Source organism: Ruegeria sp. AL2 (assembly GCF_056540845.1).
In genome coordinates, this window is sequence record NZ_JBQFXM010000016.1 from 19,447 (window position 1) to 39,109 (window position 19,663).

20 protein-coding genes are annotated in these 19,663 nt (G+C 59.0%); 4 read left to right on the forward strand and 16 right to left on the reverse strand.

Features of this window, described 5'->3' with window-relative positions:
- Positions 1-94: 94 nt before the first annotated feature.
- From nusG to ACR0ID_RS16410, 7 genes are all read right to left on the reverse strand, one after another.
- Positions 95-628 carry a transcription termination/antitermination protein NusG gene (gene nusG, locus ACR0ID_RS16380; RefSeq protein ID WP_209507773.1) on the reverse strand — a complete coding sequence of 178 codons (534 nt, stop codon included), beginning with the start codon at positions 626-628 and terminating at the stop codon, positions 95-97.
- 195 nt (positions 629-823) lie between these two features.
- Positions 824-1,021: a preprotein translocase subunit SecE gene (gene secE / locus ACR0ID_RS16385; protein ID WP_480474071.1), complete on the reverse strand. Its 198-nt coding sequence runs from the start codon at positions 1,019-1,021 to the stop codon at positions 824-826.
- Positions 1,022-1,120: 99 nt separating this feature from the next.
- A complete protein-coding gene (gene ccoS / locus ACR0ID_RS16390; RefSeq protein WP_209507770.1) occupies positions 1,121-1,279 on the reverse strand; it encodes a cbb3-type cytochrome oxidase assembly protein CcoS in 159 nt (52 codons plus the stop codon).
- A gap of 5 nt (positions 1,280-1,284) precedes the next feature.
- Positions 1,285-3,462 (reverse strand): heavy metal translocating P-type ATPase, encoded by a 2,178-nt coding sequence (locus ACR0ID_RS16395; protein WP_480474072.1) that lies wholly within the window; start codon positions 3,460-3,462, stop codon positions 1,285-1,287.
- 3 nt (positions 3,463-3,465) lie between these two features.
- Positions 3,466-3,924, reverse strand: a complete 459-nt coding sequence (locus tag ACR0ID_RS16400) for a FixH family protein (protein WP_480520916.1) — start codon at positions 3,922-3,924, stop codon at positions 3,466-3,468.
- A 2-nt stretch (positions 3,925-3,926) separates the two neighbouring features.
- Complete coding sequence (ccoG, locus tag ACR0ID_RS16405) at positions 3,927-5,354, reverse strand: cytochrome c oxidase accessory protein CcoG (RefSeq protein WP_480555827.1); 1,428 nt, start codon at positions 5,352-5,354, stop codon at positions 3,927-3,929.
- A 102-nt stretch (positions 5,355-5,456) separates the two neighbouring features.
- Positions 5,457-6,332 carry a LysR family transcriptional regulator gene (locus tag ACR0ID_RS16410; protein ID WP_480474076.1) on the reverse strand — a complete coding sequence of 292 codons (876 nt, stop codon included), beginning with the start codon at positions 6,330-6,332 and terminating at the stop codon, positions 5,457-5,459.
- Between the two features lie 100 nt (positions 6,333-6,432).
- On the opposite strand from ACR0ID_RS16410, the gene ACR0ID_RS16415 reads away from it, so the two are divergent.
- Positions 6,433-6,591: a hypothetical protein gene (locus tag ACR0ID_RS16415; RefSeq protein ID WP_480474077.1), complete on the forward strand. Its 159-nt coding sequence runs from the start codon at positions 6,433-6,435 to the stop codon at positions 6,589-6,591.
- A gap of 152 nt (positions 6,592-6,743) precedes the next feature.
- Here ACR0ID_RS16415 and ccoP read toward each other — a convergent pair whose 3' ends face one another.
- The 4 genes from ccoP to ccoN are packed head-to-tail and all read right to left on the reverse strand — an operon-like array spanning position 6,744 to position 10,154.
- Positions 6,744-7,607, reverse strand: a complete 864-nt coding sequence (gene ccoP / locus ACR0ID_RS16420; protein ID WP_480488888.1) for a cytochrome-c oxidase, cbb3-type subunit III — start codon at positions 7,605-7,607, stop codon at positions 6,744-6,746.
- Positions 7,604-7,789 (reverse strand): cbb3-type cytochrome c oxidase subunit 3, encoded by a 186-nt coding sequence (locus tag ACR0ID_RS16425; protein ID WP_209507756.1) that lies wholly within the window; start codon positions 7,787-7,789, stop codon positions 7,604-7,606. The genes ccoP and ACR0ID_RS16425 overlap by 4 nt, the downstream gene beginning before the upstream one ends.
- 12 nt (positions 7,790-7,801) lie before the next feature.
- A complete protein-coding gene (gene ccoO, locus ACR0ID_RS16430) occupies positions 7,802-8,530 on the reverse strand; it encodes a cytochrome-c oxidase, cbb3-type subunit II (RefSeq protein WP_480474079.1) in 729 nt (242 codons plus the stop codon).
- Between the two features lie 16 nt (positions 8,531-8,546).
- Positions 8,547-10,154 (reverse strand): cytochrome-c oxidase, cbb3-type subunit I, encoded by a 1,608-nt coding sequence (gene ccoN / locus ACR0ID_RS16435; RefSeq protein ID WP_480520922.1) that lies wholly within the window; start codon positions 10,152-10,154, stop codon positions 8,547-8,549.
- A 201-nt stretch (positions 10,155-10,355) separates the two neighbouring features.
- On the opposite strand from ccoN, the gene ACR0ID_RS16440 reads away from it, so the two are divergent.
- The gene (locus ACR0ID_RS16440) at positions 10,356-11,195 is read left to right on the forward strand and encodes a universal stress protein (protein ID WP_480607071.1); all 840 of its coding nucleotides are present in this window, start codon (positions 10,356-10,358) and stop codon (positions 11,193-11,195) included.
- A 40-nt stretch (positions 11,196-11,235) separates the two neighbouring features.
- Here ACR0ID_RS16440 and ACR0ID_RS16445 read toward each other — a convergent pair whose 3' ends face one another.
- Positions 11,236-11,490 carry a GlsB/YeaQ/YmgE family stress response membrane protein gene (locus tag ACR0ID_RS16445; RefSeq protein WP_209507747.1) on the reverse strand — a complete coding sequence of 85 codons (255 nt, stop codon included), beginning with the start codon at positions 11,488-11,490 and terminating at the stop codon, positions 11,236-11,238.
- Between the two features lie 73 nt (positions 11,491-11,563).
- Positions 11,564-12,307 carry a transcriptional regulator FnrL gene (fnrL, locus tag ACR0ID_RS16450; protein ID WP_480520926.1) on the reverse strand — a complete coding sequence of 248 codons (744 nt, stop codon included), beginning with the start codon at positions 12,305-12,307 and terminating at the stop codon, positions 11,564-11,566.
- A gap of 61 nt (positions 12,308-12,368) precedes the next feature.
- Between fnrL and hemN the strand changes: the two genes are divergently transcribed.
- Together hemN and ACR0ID_RS16460 are read left to right on the forward strand one after the other, a co-directional pair.
- The gene (gene hemN, locus ACR0ID_RS16455; protein ID WP_480607074.1) at positions 12,369-13,724 is read left to right on the forward strand and encodes an oxygen-independent coproporphyrinogen III oxidase; all 1,356 of its coding nucleotides are present in this window, start codon (positions 12,369-12,371) and stop codon (positions 13,722-13,724) included.
- Positions 13,725-13,934: 210 nt separating this feature from the next.
- Complete coding sequence (locus ACR0ID_RS16460) at positions 13,935-15,863, forward strand: elongation factor G (protein WP_480607077.1); 1,929 nt, start codon at positions 13,935-13,937, stop codon at positions 15,861-15,863.
- Positions 15,864-15,887: 24 nt separating this feature from the next.
- Here the strand turns inward: ACR0ID_RS16460 and ACR0ID_RS16465 are convergent, their stop codons facing one another.
- From ACR0ID_RS16465 to ACR0ID_RS16475, 3 genes are read right to left on the reverse strand one after another with little or no spacing between them, the layout of a single operon-like run.
- Complete coding sequence (locus ACR0ID_RS16465; protein WP_480474085.1) at positions 15,888-17,465, reverse strand: ABC transporter ATP-binding protein; 1,578 nt, start codon at positions 17,463-17,465, stop codon at positions 15,888-15,890.
- Positions 17,462-18,568: an ABC transporter permease gene (locus ACR0ID_RS16470; protein WP_480520930.1), complete on the reverse strand. Its 1,107-nt coding sequence runs from the start codon at positions 18,566-18,568 to the stop codon at positions 17,462-17,464. Before ACR0ID_RS16470 ends, ACR0ID_RS16465 begins: the two co-directional genes overlap by 4 nt.
- The gene (locus ACR0ID_RS16475; protein WP_480495962.1) at positions 18,569-19,663 is read right to left on the reverse strand and encodes a microcin C ABC transporter permease YejB; all 1,095 of its coding nucleotides are present in this window, start codon (positions 19,661-19,663) and stop codon (positions 18,569-18,571) included.

Below are 19,663 nucleotides of genomic sequence, written 5' to 3' on the forward strand. Positions count from 1 at the left end.
CCATTTGAAAACTGTGTCGGCCCGTGTAGGGCTGAAACTGAAAACGCCGCGATGCTTTGACATCGCGGCGTTTCGAATTTCTCTGGCAGAACGCTTAGCTTTGCTTGGTGACCTGCGTGAAGTCCAGCTCGACCGGGGTTTCGCGGCCAAAAATCGACACCGAAACCTTCAGCTTTTGCGCTTCGTCGTCCACGCCTTCGACCATGCCGTCGAAATCCTCGAACGGGCCGTCGTTGACCTTGACCTTTTCGCCGATCTCGAAGGTGATCATCAGCTTGGGCGCTTCTTCGCCTTCCTGAACGCGGTTGAGGATCTGGTTCACCTCGGCGTCGCGCATCGGCATCGGGCGACCCTGCGGACCCAGAAAACCGGTGACGCGGTTGATCGAGTTGATCAGATGATAGCCCTGATCCGACATTTCCATATGCACCAACACGTAACCCGGCATAAAGCGGCGTTCGGTGGTGACCTTCTTGCCCCGGCGCACTTCGATCACCTCTTCGGTGGGCACCAGAACTTCGTCGATATCGTTCTCAAGGCCCTGTTCAGCCACCGACGTGCGGATCTGCTCTGCGATCTTCTTTTCGAAATTCGAAAGAACGCTGACCGAGTACCACCGTTTCGCCATGAACCTGTCGTCCTTGTTTGTCTTCGGGGCATCACATCTTGCGGACACACCCGTCATTTAAATCCTGTCACGTCATCCGGAATAAAAAGCGGCGCGTGACCCGAATCGCCACACGCCCATTCCGAATATGCGTCACCTACTCTGACATCGCGCGAGGTGCAAGGGGCAGTCGTATTTGCCCCCGCCTGAACCGGCTTAGCCGAAAGCGCCCAGAACCAGCTGAAGGCCGCCCCGGATACCCAGATCGACCAAAGCAAAAAACACAGCTGTCAGCGCCGCCATGATGAAGACCATGACCGTGGTCAACAGCACTTCGCGCCGGGTCGGCCAGACGACCTTGGAAACTTCGGCACGGACTTGCTGAATGAACTGGATCGGGTTGGTGGTGGCCATTTGGCGTGTTCTCTCTGCTTGCGGATGGGCCGGACATAGCCGGGCATTGCGGCAATTTCAAGGGCGCTTGGATGAACTCTGCGCATATCGGGCGATTGGTCAGGGTTTGGGTTTGTCGTCCCACTCGTCACTCAGGATGCGGCGCGCGTCGCCATCGGGGTCTTCGTACTGATTGGAACGAACGGTATAGATAAAGGCGACCAGACCAACGCCCCCCAGAAACAGGGATATCGGGATCAGATAGGCAAGCACTTCCATCAGGGTTACCTCAGCCGCAATGCGTTCAGCGATACGGTAATTGACGAGGTCGACATCGCCAAGGCCGCGATCAGCGGTGTTGCCAGTCCGATCACGGCCAGCGGAACGGCAATCACGTTGTAAACGGTTGCGATCTGGAAGTTCTCGCGGATGCGACGGGTGGCCTTGATGGCCGTATCGCAGGCATCCGCAATGGGCAGAAGGTCATTGCCCAGAAGAACGATGTCCGAGGCAACCCGCGCCGCATCCAACGCCGAGGCCGGAGAGATCGACACATGTGCCGCCGCCAATGCAGCCGTGTCGTTCAGGCCGTCCCCCACCATCAGAACTTTGCGGCCCTGATCCCTGAGGTCCTGAATGCGCTGTGCCTTGTCCTGCGGCAAAGCCTCGGCGACCCAATCCGTTATTCCCAGCTTCTCGGCCAAAGATTGCACGGCGCCCTTCGAATCCCCCGAGATCAACAGCACATGCTTGCCTGACGCCCGCAACGCTTCCACCGCCTCGGCCGCGCCTGGGCGCAACGCGTCCGAGAAGCGGAACGCCAAGGGCGCATCGTCGCCAATTGCAAGCCAGGCAGACGTTTCCGCGCCCTGCTGTGCGCCGAGCCATGCGGCCCGGCCCAAACGAACGCGTTGACCGCGGTATTCCCCTTGGGTGCCGTATCCCGGCACTTCGGTTATGTCCCGAACATTTGCAGGCTTGATCCCGGCCTGTCGCGCGGCTTTGGCCAATGACACGGACAAGGGATGCGCAGAGGCCTCGGTCAGGGCCAGCGCAACCTCGACCTGCGCGCGGGCGTGATCGCCAAGATTGACCAGTTCCGGCGCACCCGAGGTCAGCGTGCCCGTCTTGTCGAACACCACGGTGTCGGTCTCGGACAACCGTTCGAGCGCGGTTGCGTGCTTGATCAGCATACCCTTGCGGAACAACCGGCCCGAGGCAGCGGTGGTCACTGCCGGAACAGCCAGACCCAAGGCGCAGGGACAGGTGATGATCAGAACCGCCGCGGCGATGTTCAGAGCGGTGCGCAAATCGCCCGAATAGATGTACCACCCCACAAAGCTGAGCGCCGAAAGGATGTGGACACCGGGCGCATAAAGCTTGGCGGCCTTGTCGGCCAGCGAGGTATAGCGGGACCGCCCCGATTCAGCGATGGCCACCAGATCCGCCATCCGGTGCAGCGACGTATCCTGCCCCACTGCTGTGGCGCGCAGGGTCAGCGGACCTGTCAGGTTGACCTCGCCCGCGCTGACCAACTGGCCGGCTTCGGCAAACACCGGCAGGGTTTCCCCCGTCAACAGCGAACGGTCCAGTTCGGATTGGCCAGACACAATCTGACCGTCCACCGGCATTCGGCCACCGGGGCGCACAAGGATCAGATCACCAACCTTCAGATCGGCCACCGCAACTTCGGCCTCTAGCCCGTCCACGATGCGAATGGCGCGCGGCACTTCCAGAGCGGTAAGCTCTTCTGCCGCGGATCGGGCTGCGGCGCGGGTGCGGTAGTCCAGATATCGGCCCGCCAGCAGGAAGAATGTCAGGGTCAGCGCGGCATCGAAATAGGCATGCTCTCCGCTCAGTGCGGTCTCCCACAGGGATGTGACCAGCGCCAGCAGGATCGCCAGCGTGATCGGCACATCCATGTTCAGCCGCCGCACCCGCAGGGCGCTCCAAGCGTTGGCAAAGAACGGTTGCGCCGAAAAGGCAATGGCGGGCAGCGCGATTGCAGCGGAGATCCAGTGGAACATGTCACGCGTCGCGTCTGTTGCGCCGGACCAGACCGACACCGACAACAGCATCACGTTCATGGAAGCAAACCCGGCGACGGCCAGTCGCATCAGCAGGTCACGTCCCGCCTTGTCCGCCTGTGTTGCCGACAAAGCGCCGGGGTCAAGCTCGTGCGCTTCGAAACCTGCCCGTTCAAGCACCGGGATCAGATCGGCCGCTCGGGTTTCCGGCGCGGCTTTGATCATCGCCCGTTTCAGAGTCAGGTTGACCCGCGCGTCTTCGACACCGGGATGGGCGTTCAGTTCACGTTCGACCGTCGTGATACAGGCCGAGCAGTGGATGCCCGGCAAGGACAAGGCAATCTGCACATCTTCCGGAATCGGGCGCGCGGGTTCTGCTGGTGCTGCCAGACACCCCGGGCAGGCCGCCGTACCGGATGAAAGCTGCGCCGTCATCGGCTACCCTTTCACATACAGCGGAACGCGCTGCGAAAACTCGGCACCATTGCCGTCACGCGCGACCAGCCGGATATTCCAGTTGCCCTTGCCCAGCGTGGCCGGAGTGGCATAGGCCGCGCCATCAAAGGTGAAATCCGGTGCGAAATCGTCCCGCACATGGGTTGCGCGGCCAACCACCGCCTGCAATTCGCTGACCTGAACCGGCGCGCCGGTCGCGTCCGTAATATGCAGGATCAGAAGGCCACCTTTGGTTTCTGCCCGAACCGTCCAGCCCAATGCCTGCTGCTCTTTCAGGCGATCGTTGAACTCCTGGCTGGCAACGTAGGAATTCTTGACCTCCAGCCCCGGAAACGTCTTCACCGCATTATAAGCCAGCACGAGGTTCACCGCGATGATCACGCCAAAGGCACCGACAAACACCGCCAGAGCGTGCTTTCCGGTGAATTTACGTTCGGCCATGATCAGTTCCCCCGTCCGTTGAACGTGGTGTCTTTGTAAGCACGTTCGCCGCTGCTGAGGTCTTCGACCCAGATCCGCACTGGCGTCGCTTCTGCTGCCGCCGGACCGCTGTCACGGGACGCCACGATATATACACGGGTCAATTGTGCCGTATCCGCCGTGACATTCACAGTATCTATCTTGGTTCCCTCAATTTCCAATCGCATCGACGGATCGCCCGCCAGAGACAATTTGAACAGGCGGTCTTCACCGTGCTTGTTGCGCAGCCTGACGTCATAGGTGTTTCGAATGGTGCCATCCGACAGGGTGACAAAGGTCGGGTTGCGCACGGGTGCTACGGTCAGATCGATGTCAGAGCGAATGAACAGGGCGAACAGCAGCGCAACCCCCACCAGTGACCACAACGAGGTGTACAGGATCGTACGGGGCCGGAAGATGTGTTTCCAGACATTCTTGGGCGGTTGTCCCGAGCGTTCACGCGGCTCGTCGCTGAGCGCCATATAATCGATCAGCCCGCGCGGTTTGCCGATCTTGGCCATCATGTCGTCACACGCGTCGATACACAGGGCACAGGTGATACATTCAAGCTGCTGACCATCGCGGATATCGATTCCGACAGGGCAGACATTGACGCAGGCCATGCAGTCGATGCAATCCCCCAACTCGGAATCAGCTGTCCGCTTGCCTTTGCCGCGCGGCTCACCACGCCATTCGCGGTATCCCACGACCAGCGTGTCTTCATCCATCATCGCGGCCTGAATGCGCGGCCAAGGACACGCGTAGATACAAATCTGTTCGCGGGCGAACCCGCCGAAAAAGAAGGTCGTGCCAGTCAGAACCAGCATCGTCGTGTAAGCGACGGGATGCGCGTTGCCCGTCACAATATCGCGGAGCAGCGTCGGCGCATCCGCAAAATAAAACACCCAGGCACCGCCGGTGGCCAGGCCGATCAGGAACCAGGTCACCCATTTCGTCAACCGGAGCCGAGCCTTGCGGAAATCCAGCTTTTCCTGACGATGCAGGCGCAAACGGGCGTTTCTGTCGCCTTCGATCCAGCGCTCGACCAGAATGAAAAGGTCAGTCCAGACCGTTTGCGGGCAGGCATACCCGCACCAGACCCGCCCAAGCGCAGATGTGAATAGAAACAGACCCAGCCCCGCCATGATCAGCAGGCCCGCCACGAAATAGAACTCGTGCGGCCAGATTTCGATCCAGAAGAAATAGAAGCGCCGGTTTGCCAAATCCAGCAGGACGGCCTGATCCGGCAAGCTGGGGCCGCGATCCCATCTGATCCAGGGCGTTACATAGTAAATGCCCAGTGTCACGATAAGGATGATCCATTTCAGGTTCCGAAATGGCCCAGAAACGCGCCTTGGAAAGATCGGTTCTCGTGCGGCGTATAGGCTGGGGGTGGGGTTGGAATCGCTCACAGGCTGGCTCCGGTACTGGCTCTTCTGAGTGTGTGTTCTTCCAGATCACGTGCATAGCAACTTTGACATGGGTCAAAACGCGCATCGTACAGACACCTTTTATCACATTTCCCGTGCCTGATGCCTCAACCACGTCACAAAAGTTCTGACAGCTGGTCTAAGTGCTGAATTTGGCGTCACAATATGGTATCCGCGCGTATCCGGCTCTGCATAAAGCTCAACGATGCGACCGGCCTTGATGTCAGGCTCGACGAAATGTCGCACCGTGACAGTGACCCCCTGCCCGGCCCGCAGACCGTCCAGCACCAGGTTTCCCGGCAGCTCGGTCCGGCCCGCACCGCGTTCAGGACCGGCACCATGTTCGGCCAGCCAGGTCGTCGCCTCGGTGGTGCCGATTTCCTCGAGCCAGGGCAGTTGGGCCAACTCGGTCGGCGTCCATGACGTCTTTTCACCCAGCAGTTTCGGAGCGGCGACGATGACCACCGGCGACTGCAACAGCATCTCTGATTGCACACCGGTCCAACCGCCGGGGCCGTACCGAATGGCAATGTCGATCCCACCCGGTCGCAGTTCAACAACTTCGGCAGTGGGATCGAGGATCAGGTTCACCTCGGGATGGGTTTCGCGAAAAGCCGGTAGACGCGGCATCAGCCAAGAGGCCGCAAAAGAGGATGTCAGCGACACGTGGACCGGGCGATCCTGACCAGACCGCACCAAATCCCCCACTGCCGCCTCGATCGCGCCAAACCCGAGTTGCAGGGCTCGGGCCAGATGTTCACCATCGGCGGTCAGGGTCAGGGCCTTGCCTGTTCGATCCAGCAAGGCAGCACCCAGATGGTTCTCAAGTACGCGCAACTGCTGGCTAATCGCCGCATGGCTTACGTTCAACGCAGCACCAGCTTCGACGACGTTGCGTTTTTCAGCAAATGCCGCAAACGCCCTCAGCGCGGCCAATGGGGGAAGCGACAACCAATTCATATGTAATCCTGACTTACACTATGGAATGGTATTTGAGTCGCATTCAGCACTTCAAAGGTCAATCTTTATTGCAGAGATACCCTTGCAGAGGAGACCAACCATGCTGACCGTTTTTGCCAGATCTTTCATGACCGCAACCCGGATCAATGCGCCGCATATTCGCGATGTGCCAAAACCGGGTCGCCACAAACGCCGTTGGCTGCCGGAAGGTCATTGGTGGATTAAAAACCCGCGCGAGGTGGATCCGAACAACTTTTGACGCAGGGAACAGTAAACCTGAATCTGGACCACAGGTTTAAGTGGCCTTATTGTGGGAAAAAAGCACCGGCTGTTCAGGAAACGCGCGAACAGATGGAACAGCCGGTGCCCCAGCCTTCGGGCGGCGAACCGCCCGAAGGTGTTCTTTAGATCTTACTGACCGCCGCCCAACTGGTGGACATAGGCAGATACGGCGCGAATCTGCGCCTCGGTCAGGCGGGTATCCCAGTTCGGCATGACGCCAAAGCGGCTGTAAGTTACGGTTTCCGTCAGCGTTTCTTCGCTGCCACCGTAAAGCCAGATCGCGTCAGTCAGGTTCGGCGCACCCTGGAAGATATCGCCTGTGCCATCCTCGCCGTGGCAGGCCGCGCAGTTGTCTTCGAAGACAACTTTGCCTGCCTGCGCTGCTGCATCGTCGGTCTGGGCATTGCTCAGCGACATGACGTACTGGACCACCTGCGTGATTTCGTCGTGTTCGAGGATTTCGCCAAATGCCGGCATCTCGGAATAGCGCGCATCGTCGCTTTCTTCGTTCCGGACACCGTAGCTGACGGTGTAGACGATATCGTCCAGCGTTCCGCCCCACAGCCAGGCATCATCCAACAGGTTCGGGAAACCCGGCGCACCCTGCGCACCCGAACCATGGCATTGTGCGCACCAGGTCCGGAACACCGCACCTCCCGAGTTCACGGCATATTGCTGCAGTTCTGCATCCTTGGCGATGTCTTCCAGCGAAGTTTCCACCAGCTTGGCGTTCCAGGGCGCGTTTGCCTCTTCGAAGGCAACCATGTCCTGCTGAACGTTTTCTCGGGTTGACCATCCCAGCACACCGGCTGTCGCGCCGTGGACCAAGGGCCAGGCCGGAAACATGATCGTATAGATCACGCCCCAGAAGATGGTGGCGTAGAAGGTCCATAGCCACCAGCGCGGCATAGGATTGTCGAATTCCTCAATCCCGTCCCAGCTGTGCCCGGTTGTATTTGGATCGCCCGGCTGTTTATCAGGTGTCTTGCTCATTGCCGCGCCTCCTTGGGTGTGGCGGGTTTGTCTTGATGCCGGAAGGGGATGTTGGCAGTGTCCTTGTATTCCTTGCTGGCACCGGGGCGGAAAACCCAGATCACGATGCCAACGAAGAAGGCAAACAACACAAGCAGCATCCAGCTATCCGCGAACTGTCGAAGAAGTGTGTATTCTTCCATCCCACCCTCCTGTTAACGGCTTGCATCCGGGGTAAAGGTCGAGAAATCGACCAGCGTACCCAGCATTTGCAGATAGGCGATCAGCGCGTCGGCTTCGGTCAGTTCAGGCTGACCATCGAAGTTGCGTACGTTGACCTTGTCACCGTACCGCTCCAGCAGACCGTCGTAGTCACTGTCCGGGTCGGCCTGCGCGCTGAAATCGGCAACCGCGTTTTCCAGCATCTCGTCGGTATAAGGGGTGCCGACAACCGCATTGGTCGCCATGATGTCACCGATATACTTGCCGTCGATCTTGCGATGTTCGAGGAAGCCGTATTTGGGCATCACCGATTCAGGCACCACAGACTGAGGGTCGCGCAGGTGGTCCATCTGCCACTGATCCGAATAGCGGCCACCGACACGCGCCAGATCAGGTCCGGTACGCTTTGATCCCCACTGGAACGGGTGGTCATACATCGATTCAGCCGCCAGCGAGTAGTGGCCATAACGTTCGACCTCGTCCCGCATCGGGCGGATCATCTGGCTGTGGCAGACATAGCAACCTTCGCGGATGTAAATTTCACGCCCTGCCATTTCGAGAGGGGTGTAAGGGCGCATGCCCTCCACCTTCTCGATGGTGTTCTCAAGATAGAACAGCGGGGTGATCTGCACCAGGCCACCGATGGTCACGACCAGAAAGCTGAAGATCAGCAGGAGGGTCGCGTTGGTCTCGAGGATCTTATGTTTGTCGAGAATTGCCATTGCTCCGGCCCTCCCTCTATTCAGCAGGGACCGCGACGGTCAGGCTGGCCTCTTTGGCCGGCGCTTTCCGCACAGTCATCCACAGGTTGTAGCACATGATCACGGCGCCAGCGACGAACAGAACGCCACCCAGAGCACGCACCACATACATCGGGAACTTGGCGGCCACGGTGTCAGCGAACGAGTTCACCAGGAAGCCATTTGCATCCACTTCACGCCACATCAGGCCTTCCATGATACCGGTGACCCACATCGACGCGGCATAAAGCACGATGCCGATCGTGGCGAGCCAGAAGTGCCAGCTGACCATCTGCAGCGAGTACAGACGCTCGCGCTTCCAAAGCACGGGCACCAGGAAGTACAGCGCGCCAAAGGTGATCATGCCGTTCCAGCCCAGCGCGCCCGAATGCACGTGACCAATGGTCCAGTCGGTGTAGTGGCTGAGGCTGTTCACAGCACGGATCGACATCATCGGACCTTCAAAGGTGGACATGCCGTAGAAGCCGACCGAGATGACCATCATGCGGATCACCGGATCGGTGCGCAGCTTGTCCCAGGCACCCGACAGCGTCATCAGACCGTTGATCATACCGCCCCAGGACGGCATCCACAGGATCACCGAGAACACCATACCCAGCGTCGACGCCCAGTCAGGCAGCGCAGTATAGTGAAGGTGGTGTGGACCGGCCCAGATATACAGGAAGATCAGCGCCCAGAAGTGGATGATCGACAGCTTGTACGAAAACACCGGGCGTTCGGCCTGTTTCGGGATGAAATAGTACATCATGCCCAGGAAACCCGCGGTCAGGAAGAAGCCCACAGCGTTGTGGCCATACCACCACTGGATCATGGCATCCTGCACACCCGACCAGACGATGACCGATTTCGAACCCCAGATGCTGACCGGGATGGTCATGTTGTTGACCAGATGCAGCATGGCGACGGTGACGATAAAGGCCAGATAGAACCAGTTGGCCACATAGATGTGGGGTTCTTTCCGCTTGATGATCGTACCCAGGTAGACCGCCAGATAGGCGACCCAAACAATGGTCAGCCACAGATCGACATACCATTCAGGTTCGGCATATTCCTTGGACTGCGTTCCGCCCAGCACATAGCCGGTTGCGGCCAGAACGATGAACAGCTGATAGCCCCAGAACACGAACCACGCGAGGTTGCCGCCCCAAAGCCGCGCCGCGCTGGTACGCTGAACCACATAGAACGAGGTTGCGATCAATGCGTTACCGCCAAATGCAAAAATGACCGCCGAAGTGTGCAACGGACGCAGACGACCAAAATTCAAATAACCCTGCGCCCATTCGAAGTTCAGTACCGGAAACGCCAGCTGAAACGCGATAAACGTCCCGGCGAGGAACCCGATCACGCCCCAAAAGGCAGTTGCGATCACGCCATAGCGGATCACGCCATCCATGTATTCGCCCGAGCGGTCGATCTGAATATCTGGCTCGTCAGTGTTTCGAAGCGTCCAGATGAACAGGCCACCGGCGATGAGCATCACCAGCAGCGCATGTACCTGATACGCCAAATCGCGTGCATAATTGGTTCCGATCGCTGCAAACAGCGCGATCAGACCAAGCACGATCAGCTTGATGTAATTCGACATATTGCGTCCCTTTGCCATGCTCCGCGCGCTTTTGATTCTTATGACGCGCGAAACCCATTTGACTGGCTGCCGTTCTGAAGCACGGCCACCTTCATTGCTTTGATCTGTATCAAGACAGTCCAGCGTTTTCTATGACACGCATGGTAGTAGAAAAGGGCTAACAGGTCACATGAGACCAATTGCCCGAAAAATGAGGTCAAAATGGCGTACAAATCTCTTCTCACAGTCATGACCGAAACGCAGACTGCACAGGCTGCTTTGGCGCAGATTGTGGCCCTGGCCGAGGCTCAGGATGCCCATGCCGAAGTCCTGTGTCTGGGCGTCGATCGCAGTCAGACAGGTTACTATTATGCGGGTGCCAATGCTTTGATCGTTCAGGAAACGCTGAACCGGGCCAATGCCGAGGCACAGGATTTGCTGGCCTTTGCCAATGACTATCTCGGCAAATCCGGCGTGCGTTGGTCCGCCGAACACGGCGTTGCACAAATTGCCGATATCGGGCGCCACGTCGCGCACCGGGCCCGGTTTTCCGACCTTGTGATCCTGCCACATCCGTATGGTGAAGGTCGGGGGGCCGAGGCCGAGCCCATTATCGAAGCGGCCATGTTCGAAGGACATTGCCCTGTTCTTGTGGTTCCCGACAGCGGCGCGCCGTTGAAAGTGCCGGGCAACATCATGATCGCCTGGAACGAAAGCGTCGAGGCCATGTGCGCCATCCGGCGGGCCCTGCCCTTCCTCAAACGGGCCGAGATCGTCCGTATTGTGGTTATTGACCCACCACAGCACGGGCCAGACCGGTCGGACCCGGGTGGGATGCTGTCCCAGATGCTGGCCCGTCATGGTGTCAAATGCGAGATCGATGTGCTCAGCAAGACCATGACCCGCGTCTCGGATATCCTTAATCGCCACGCGACGGATACCGAATCGGACATGATTGTGATGGGCGCTTATGGCCACTCCCGCTTTCGCGAAGCCATTCTGGGCGGGGCGACCCGGAACATGCTGGAACAATCCTCGGTTCCGGTGTTCCTGGCGCACTGACCTAAACAAGCTAAAAGCCGCCTCGACAGGCGGCTTTTTTTCACCCCCGACGAATGAGGCCGATCAGGAACAAAAGGATCACGGCCCCAATTGTTGCGAAAAGGATCGACGACAACAGGCCCCCGCCAACAGAAAATCCTAGCGCCGGAAAGATCATGCCCGACAGGAACGCACCGACGATGCCGACGATAATGTTGCCGATCAGGCCGAACCCACGGCCCTCCATGATCTTTCCCGACAGCCATCCGGCGATTGCGCCAATGAACAGCATTGCCAACAGACTGCTGAACCCCATGCCACACTCCTATGTTAGTTCGTGAACCGACCGGATGGTCGCGGTAAGCGAGTTCTGCCGAGCGAAAGACCGGTCAGACCAGAAACCCGCCATCGGAATCGTCGCCTGCTTCTTCCATGAGCCGGCCAAGATCGGGGATGGTCACGTGACGTTTGCCTTCCAGCAAGATCAAACCGTCCTTTTTCAGAGCTGAGATCTGGCGGCTGACCGTCTCAAGCGTAAGTCCCAGATAATCCGCCATGGCCTCTCGGGTCAGGGGCAGATCGAACACGATCGGTCCCGACAGGCCCTTTTGACCAATCGACGCATCCCGGCGGGCAATGATCGATATCAGGCTGGCGATTTTTTCGCGCGCTGTCTTGCGACCCAGAACCAGCATCCATTCACGGGCAGCATCAAGCTCGTCCAACGTCATCTGTAGCAGGCGATGCGCGATGTGTGGCGTTTCGTCCATCAGCTCTTCAAATGGTTTCTTGCGGAAACAGCACATCACGACATCCGTTGTCGCCTGCACATCGTAAGGCGCAATGTCGCGCCCCGGGCGACCGACGAAATCACTGGGCAAGAGAAGACCAACCATCTGGGTGCGCCCGTCTTCCATCGTTTGTGTCAGCGACGCGATTCCCGCGACGACTGAACCGACAAAATTCATCTGGTCGCCCGACCAGATGATGGTCTGACCCGCTTCGAAACTGCGGTAATACTTAATGGCATCAAGCGCTTCCAGCTCGTCAGCGTCACAGCGGGCGCAGACCGCGCGATGTCGTATCGGGCAGTCTGCGCAATTTGAATGATCGAACTGTGCTTTTATTGTCATCTGCGTTTCCACTTGATCTCCGTCAAAGCACCTAAGTCGCCTGCCCCCTAAGGGTATCGTCATGATAGTGAAACCACAATTGGCAAAGCTTGGACTTTTTGACGCGAAAGTACCGCGTTACACAAGCTATCCCACAGCGCCCCATTTCAACAATGACGTGGGGGCGGACATGTTTGGCGACTGGATTTCGGGAATCGAGCCCGGCAGCGCCATATCCCTTTATATCCACGTCCCGTTCTGCCGCAGGCTGTGCTGGTTCTGCGCCTGCAGGACGCAAGGCACACAAACCGACAATCCGGTGATTGCATATGTGGATGTTCTGAAAGCCGAGCTGGACCTGCTGGCGGCGCGCCTGCCCGCGGGCGTGGTGCTGTCGCGCCTGCACTGGGGCGGCGGTACGCCAACGTTGCTGAACGCCCAGCTGATGCGTGATCTGGCACGGCACATTCTGGGGATCGTCCCCATGGGGCCGGACGCCGAGTTTTCGGTTGAAATCGATCCGAACGAGATTGACGAGGCGCGTCTGGATGCGCTGGCAGAGGCAGGCATGAACCGCGCCTCGATCGGAGTGCAGGATTTCGACGATGAAATCCAGAAGACCATTGGCCGCATTCAAAGCTACGATACAACGCGCGACGCGATCGACATGATCCGCGCACGTGGCATTGCCAGCCTGAACGCGGATATCCTTTACGGGCTGCCACACCAGACGAAGGCCCGGATGACGGAAAGCGTGCAGAAGCTTTTGTCGCTCAGCCCGGACCGCGTGGCGCTTTATGGGTACGCCCATGTGCCGTGGATGGCCAAACGGCAGCAGCTGATCCCGTCGGACGCACTGCCAACGCCCGAACAACGGCTGGAACTGTTCGACACCGCCCGCCGCCTGTTCCTGTGGGACAACTACGCCGAGATCGGCATCGACCATTTTGCCACGCAGGATGACGGGCTGACCCAGGCCCTGCGCACGGGTCGTCTGAAGCGGAACTTCCAGGGCTATACCGACGATCAGGCCGATGTGTTGATCGGTGTCGGGGCCAGCTCGATCTCGCGCTTTCCACAAGGCTATGCGCAGAACGCCCCGGCCACATCCGCCCATACAAAAGCCATCCGCAACGGGCAGTTTTCGACGTCCCGCGGGCACCTGTTCAAAGGTCAGGATATTCTGCGCGCCCGTCTGATCGAAGCGCTGATGTGTGATTTCCGGATCGATTCGGCTGAAATCCTGCGCGATCACGATATCTCGGCCGCAGCGCTGAATGAGATGTATCGTGCCGCCAACGCCTCATTCGACGGGCTGCTGCAAATCAGCGAGGAAGGGCTGTTCATCCCCCCCGAGGCGAGGGCGCTGACCCGGATGGTTGCCCGCAGCTTTGACGCATACGACCTCAGCAAAGCCGGGCACAGCTCGGCGATCTGACCTTTTTTTCGGGCAACATTCAGCCCGTTGAGTACAAAACACATCGGGGGCTTGACGCACGCCTGCGGTTTTTCCCACACTCAAGCTGTGGGGTGATGTTTCGCCCTGCGGCCTGAGGCGGGCAAATTACAGACAGTCCTAGCTGACGCGACTGCGTCGGACGGCCCTTTTCGTGCAGCCATTCTGCAACCTGAAAGAGGGACAACACTCATGCGCGTATTCACCGTCCTCGGGCCCAGCCAGTCGGGCAAATCTACCCTGGTCGAGGCCATCAGCCGCCTCGACGGGCGCCCGACCACATTCGATGTTTCCGGAACCGTGCACTTGCACGGTTTTTCTTACCTGGACGAGCCCTGGTGCGCGATCGACGTGGATGGGGGTGGCGATTCCCTCGCGTATGTCGGCCCAGCCATGGCGATCTCGGATGCAGCCGTTATCCTGGTACCGCCCGATCCAAATGCCGCCGTGCTGTGTGCGCCGTATCTTCGGCTGGTGGAAGAGGCAGGCATTCCCTGTTTTCTTTTCATCAACCGCATGGACAACCCCAATGGCCGCATCCGCGACATCATCGCGGCGCTGCAAACCTACTGCACGCACCACATCGCCCTGCGTCAGGTTCCGATCCGCGAGGGGGACACGATCATCGGCGCGGTCGATCTGATCTCGGAACGGGCGTGGAAATATCAGGAGGGCCAGCCGTCGGCCCTGATAGAGCTGCCCAAATCTGTCGAGGATCGCGAGCAGGAAGCCCGGACCGAGTTGCTTGAGACACTTTCCGATTTCGATGACCACCTGCTGGAACAGTTGATTGAAGACAAACAGCCCCCAAGCGATGAGGTTTATGAGCTGGCCGCGCAGGTTTTGCAGAATCATCAGTTGATCCCAGCCTGTCTGGGCGCCGCAAGCCACGGCAACGGGCTGACGCGCCTGATGAAAGCACTGCGTCATGAGGCCCCCGAGTTTGATATCGCCGCCGGACGAGACGAGGCCGCCGAAAACGCCCGTGCCATCGCGGGCTTTGCGGATGTCAAAAAGCATATCGGAAAGATCATCGTTCTGCGCGGCCTTGGGGACGGGGTAAAAGCCCATGAGGCGTTGGGCGGTGAAACGGTCGGCAACCTGACAACACTGGACGCCAAGACCCAGATCGCCGCGCTGGAGGCCGGGCAGATCGGACTGGCGGTCAAATCCGATCACCTCAACCCCGGATACATTTATGACAGTTCCTCCGCGACAGAGTTGCCGGAATGGGCGTCTTCTCATCCGGTTGCGCATCGTCAAGTCGTCTCGCCCGCGCATGAGCGGGACGATGTGCGCCTGTCAAACGCCCTGAGCCGTCTGGCCGAAATCGATCCGGGCCTGCACCTGCAACAGGATGAGATGAGCGGCCATTCGATTCTCGGCTCGCAAGGTCCGCAACATATGCGCCGCGTGACCGCCAAGCTGGCAGAGGATTTCGGGATCGAGATCGAGGCGGAACAGGTGGAAACCGCCTATCGCGAAACCATCCGCGCAACGGTTGAGCATCGCCATCGCCATCGCAAGCAATCCGGCGGCGCGGGGCAATTCGCGGATGTGGTAATATCGGTCGCGCCATTGCCGCGCGGATCGGGGTTCCAGTTCGATGAGGTGGTCAAGGGCGGTGCCGTTCCCAAGAACTACATCCCGTCGGTGGAACACGGGGCAAAGGACGCGCTGGAACAAGGCCCCGAGGGCTTTCCGGTGGTTGATGTCAAAGTGACCCTGAGCGATGGCAAACACCACAATGTGGACAGTTCGGATTATGCCTTCCGGACCGCAGGCAAGAACGCCGTGCGCGAGGCATTGCCGCAAGCCAAACCTGTGGTCCTGCAACCGATCCTGAGCGCCGAGATACACTTACCCTCGGCTTTTGTGGGCGATCTCGTACCAACGATCAGCACCCTTCAGGGGCAGGTTCTGGGATTTGAGGGCAACCCGAATGCAACGGGCTGGGAGATATTCAACGCCCAGTTGCCCGCCGTTGCCGAGGACGAGCTGCACCGCACCCTTGCCAGTGCCACACGTGGAACTGGGTGGGTCAAGCTGAGCTTTGATCACTATGAAGAACTGCGCGGGCCTGTGCCCCAGTCATCGGCGCGAGAAAAAGCCAGCGCCTGACTCGCGACACCGGGCGGGCTGTTCTCAGCCCGCCGCTGCGATCAATTCGCGGGTATAGTCGGTCTGGGCGTTCTCGAACAAATCCTCTGCCGCGCCCATTTCGACCACATCGCCGTTTCGCATGACGATCACGTTGTGCGACATCGCACGGACCACTTTCAGGTCATGGCTGATGAACAGATAGGCCAGCCCGTATTTCTGTTGCAGATTGCGAAGCAGATCGACGATCTGAACCTGAACGGTCATATCCAGCGCACTGGTCGGCTCGTCCAGAACCAGCAGTTTGGGACGCAGAACCATCGCGCGCGCAATGGCGATGCGCTGACGCTGACCGCCAGAAAACTCGTGCGGGTATCGATCCATCGTCGCCGGATCAAGCCCCACTTCGGTCATCACCTCGGCCACAAGTTCGCGTGGCGCGCGGTCCGGGTCGACTTTGTGAATGGCCAGACCTTCCGCAATGATCTGCTGGCAGGTCATCCGCGGGCTGAGGCTGCCAAACGGGTCCTGAAACACGATCTGCATGTCCTTGCGCAACCGGCGCAGTTCCCGCGTGGACCATTTGCGCACGTCCTGATCGCGAAAGGTGATGCCACCCTCGGACGCGATCAGCCGCATCATGGCCAGCGCCAGCGTGGTCTTGCCTGACCCGCTTTCGCCAACAATCCCCAACGTCTCACCCGCGCGCACGCTAAGGGTCGCGTCGTTCACCGCTTTCACATATCCAACCGTTCGCTTCAGAAACCCGCGCTGGATCGGAAACCAGACCTTAAGGTGGTCGGTGCGTGCGACCTCTTCCGCATCTGAGGCAACGGGTTCAGGCCGACCCGACGGCTCCGCCGCCAGAAGTTTGCGGGTATAGGGGTGCTGCGGGTTTTCGAATATCTCGGCCGTCACGCCGGTTTCGACAATCTCGCCGTCTTTCATCACACAGACCCGGTCGGCGATGCGGCGCACGATGCCCAGATCATGGGTGATAAACAGCATCCCCATGTTTTCCGATTTCTGCAATTCAGCCAGCAGTTCGAGGATCTGCGCCTGAATGGTCACATCCAGAGCCGTTGTCGGCTCATCCGCGATCAGGATGTCCGGTTTGTTGGCAAGGGCCATTGCGATCATCACCCGTTGCCGCTGACCGCCCGACAACTGATGCGGATAGCTGTCCAGCCGGTCTTGAGGATCGCGGATACCGACCTTGGTCAGCAACTCGACAATCCTGTCCCGCGCCACATCGCCCGCTACACCCTGATGCAGGGCCAGCGATTCAGCCATCTGTTTCTGGATCGTGTGCAACGGGTTCAGCGAGGTCATCGGCTCCTGAAAGATAAAGCTGATGTCGTTGCCCCGCACATCCATCAGACGCTGTTCCGAGGCGCCAATCATCTCTTGCCCGTCATAGGTGACCGAGCCGTCGACCAACGCGCTGTCGCCCAGCAGGGAAACGGTCGATAACGCCGTCACGGATTTTCCTGATCCGGATTCGCCCACCAGCGCGACGGTTTCACCCCGGTCCACAGTGAAGGACACGCCTTTGACCGCCGCGTTGACCTGCCCATCCTGACGGAACGAGACCTTGAGGTTTTTCACATCCAGCAAGCTCATGAGAAGGTCTTTCTGGGATCAAACGCATCGCGAACGCCTTCGAAGATGAAGACCAGCAGCGACAGCATAATGGCAAAGGTGAAGAAGGCGGTGAAGGCCAGCCACGGGGCCTGAAGGTTCTGCTTGGCCTGCAAGGTCAGCTCTCCCAGCGAGGGGGCCGAGGATGGCAGGCCAAAGCCCAGATAATCCAGCGAAGCCAGCCCGCCGATGGTTCCGGTGACGATGAACGGCATGAAGGTCAGCGTGGCCACCATCGCATTGGGCAGCATATGACGGAACATGATCGTCATGTTGCCCACGCCCAGCGCCCGCGCGGCGCGCACATATTCAAGGTTCCGCGCCCGCAGGAACTCGGCGCGGACCACTCCGACCAGCCCGGTCCAACTGAACAGGATCATCAGCGCGACCAGCAACCAGAAACTTCGCCCCAGCACCGCAAACATGATGATGATGACGTAAAGCGACGGGGTTGCGGACCAGATTTCGATAATCCGCTGAAAGATCAGGTCCAGCCACCCACCAAAGAACCCTTGTATGGCCCCGGCGAAAATCCCGATCAGGCTTGCCGCGCCCGTCACAAGCAGCGTGAACAGGATCGACAAACGAAAGCCGTAAATCACGCGGGCCAGCACGTCGCGCTTGGTATCATCGGTACCCAGCAGGTTCTGGCCGTTGGGCGGCAGGGGCGCCGCGCCGGGCCGGTCCACCGAGGTATTGAAGGAATAGGGGATCAACGGCCAGAGCGACCAGCCGCGTTCAAAACCCTCGGCCTGGAATGTACCGGCGTCGATCTGTTCGATGATGCCTTCGGGATCATCGAAACAGTCTTCCAATCCACCGCTGTCGATCAGGCACTGAACTTCAGGGTCGCGATAGATCGCTTCGGTCTGGAAATCGCCGCCAAATTCGGTTTCGGCGTAGAAGTTGAAGATCGGCGTAAAGTACTCTCCCCGATATTTCACAAGGATGGGTTTGTCGTTGGCGATAAACTCGGCAAAGAGCGACAGGCCAAACAGGATCGAGAAGATGATCAGCGACCAGAAGGCCCGTCTGTTGCGGCGGAAGTTGCTCCAGCGGCGCTGGTTCAGCGGGGACAAAGCCATTTACCCCTCCCGCTTTTCGAAATCGATGCGCGGGTCGACCAGCACATACATCAGGTCGCTGATGATGCCGACGACCAGCCCCATCAGACCGAAGATGAACAGCGTGCCGAAGATCACCGGATAATCGCGCGCAACGGCAGCCTCGAACCCTAATCGGCCCAGACCATCCAGCGAAAAGATCGTCTCGATAATGATCGACCCCCCGAAGAACACACCGATGAACACGGCCGGGAACCCTGCGATCACGATCAGCATCGCGTTTCGGAAGACATGATTATAGAGCACCTTGCGCTCGCTCAACCCTTTGGCGCGGGCTGTCATGACGTACTGTTTCTTGATCTCGTCCAGAAACGAGTTCTTGGTCAGCAGGGTCAGCGTCGCAAAGGCCGAGATCGTCAACGCAATCGTCGGCAGCGCTATGTGCCAGAAATAATCCGTGATCTTGCCAAAGAAACTCAGGCTGTCCCAATTGTCCGACGTCAGACCGCGCAGCGGGAAGATTTGCCAATATGATCCGCCAGCGAAGAGCACCAGCAGCAGGATCGCAAACAAAAAGCCCGGAATGGCATAGGCCACAATAATCGCCCCGCTTGTCCAGGTATCGAATTGCGATCCATCCTTGACCGCCTTTCGAATACCCAGCGGGATCGAGACCAGATAGGCAATCAGGGTCGACCACAGCCCCAGCGAGATCGAGACCGGCATCTTTTCAAGCACCAGATCGATCACGCTGATCGAGCGGAAATAACTCTCGCCGAAATCAAACGTCAGATAGTTGCCCATCATATTCAGGAACCGTTCCAGCGGGGGCTTGTCGAAGCCGAATTCTTTTTCCAGCTCGGCAATAAACTCGGGCGGAAGGCCGCGTGCGCCGACATATTTGTCGTCGAAGACACCGCCCGCCGGTTCGGAACCCGCTCCGGCGTCGCCCCCACCGGCGAACCCGGCGAACACGTCACCCTGACCTTCGATTTGCGCGATGATCTGTTCGACCGGCCCGCCAGGTACGAACTGGACCAGCGTGAAGTTGACGATCATGATACCCAGAAGAGTCGGAATGATCAGCAATAAGCGTCTTAGTATATAGGCGCCCAT